Here is a 780-nt window from a genome sequence, read left to right as displayed (position 1 = left end):
TAATATTACTATCGTAATATTGGGGATGAAAATAATGTTAATAACTAACACCGATATAGTATATAAAGCATTTGGTCTATTTATTATCAGTGATATCTCTCTACCAGAACTACCTTATGTCAACAATAAAATAGATTCAATAGATATTGAGATAAGAATTAAAGATTTGTCGGAATTATGGTTGGATTTATCAGATAAACAAGATGAATTTGTAATTAATAAAGATTTAGTTATGTTTCAGGTTCCTGATATTGCAATATTTGCTATTCAAGACGGCAGTAAAATATTTGTTTCACCTATGAAAGAGTATGAAGAGGATATGATTCGGCTTTGGATTTTAGGAACTTGTATGGGCGCCATAATGATGCAAAGAAAAGTGTATCCATTGCATGGAAGTGCGGTAATTATTAATGGAAAAGCATATGCATTTGTAGGAGATTCAGGTGCTGGAAAGTCTACGCTTGCGTCAGCATTTATACAAGAAGGCTATCAATTTTTAAGTGATGATGTAATAGCGATATCATTTTCAAGTGATACAAATTCCCCAGTAGTCATCCCATCTTATCCACAACAAAAATTGTGGCAAGATAGTTTGGATAATTTAGGAATGGGTACAAACAACTATCGATCGATATATGGTAGGGAAACAAAATACAATGTTCCTGTTCTTTCTAAATATATTGCTGAATCAATCCCCCTAGAAGGGGTAGTAGAATTAGTGAAAACAGAGAATGGCGAGGTGGGAATTCGTCATATAGAAAAACTTGAGCGATTTTACAC

At 32.9% G+C, this 780-nt stretch carries 1 protein-coding gene; it reads left to right on the top strand.

The features are described from left to right. Window positions 1-34: 34 nt before the first annotated feature. On the top strand, window positions 35-780 hold a 746-nt coding region (locus tag AC1DTM_RS29770), incomplete at its 3' end, for an aldolase (protein WP_477001621.1).

The sequence above is a fragment of the Bacillus sp. P4_D3 genome, assembly GCF_056401855.1.
Note: the sequence above shows the minus strand (reverse complement) of the source record. Positions and strands in the feature narration are given on the sequence as shown.